Genomic DNA, 775 nt, shown 5'->3' on the forward strand with positions numbered 1-775 from the left:
TTTCTTCCCCAACGATAGTTTTAAATTCGTCAATCAGCTGCTTTTGTTTCATATCCGTATCTCTAGTTATTGTACTTCGCTCACATCACCGTTTAGTGACGGTAATGGGCGTTTGAGCCACTATAAGCAGTCCTTTTCTCGGCGTCTATGTCAGGCAGGCGAGCAACACCTAACCAATAGACAACAAACAAAATAATTCTTTTATTTTTCTGTCACTTATCTTTCACATTCGGAAAATTTAACGCAAGAAACAGACCGTTTCTTAAAAGAAACAATAGCAAAACCACTTGTTAACAGTTGTGCGCAGCATCTTGTTATCAATATTAGTGATAAAACAAGGAGAAAGCTTAAGCTTCTAAATTTATAAGAATTATTAGAAATGAAGATGGAAACAATAACTCAACACCAACATAACGATTAGTGTTGAGTTATTGTCTTAAAATCGATGATTTTGACTTTGAAAGCTGGTGTATAGATGATCAATGAAGATCTTAATTTTTTCTGGTTGTTGACGAGTGTAAGGATACACCGCATAAATACCCAAACATTTGGCGGTTTCGTCTTTAAATAACTGAATCAGACTGCCTTGCTTTAAGTCTTCATAAACCAAGACACGCGGTACATAGATGATTCCCTGCCCTAACAGCGCCACATTTCTCAATACCGAAGAGTTGTTGGTACAGAGGTTACCGTCGACGGTGATTTGATATACCTCGTCTCCATCTTTAAACGCCCACTCATGCGCTCCGGTTTCTTGGTAGGAATAGACTAAACA

At 37.9% G+C, this 775-nt stretch carries 2 protein-coding genes; one reads left to right on the forward strand and one right to left on the reverse strand.

The annotated features are described in order from the left end of the window. Positions 1-196: hypothetical protein (locus IQR33_RS32690; protein WP_228013824.1), on the forward strand; the 196-nt coding region annotated here is incomplete at its 5' end. A gap of 240 nt (positions 197-436) precedes the next feature. Here IQR33_RS32690 and IQR33_RS09470 read toward each other — a convergent pair. Next, positions 437-775 (reverse strand): LysR substrate-binding domain-containing protein (locus tag IQR33_RS09470; RefSeq protein ID WP_265575782.1); only part of this gene is annotated, 339 nt, incomplete at its 5' end.

The sequence above is a fragment of the Vibrio sp. OPT46 genome (assembly GCF_015163535.1).
Taxonomy (GTDB): Bacteria; Pseudomonadota; Gammaproteobacteria; order Enterobacterales; family Vibrionaceae; genus Vibrio; species Vibrio alginolyticus.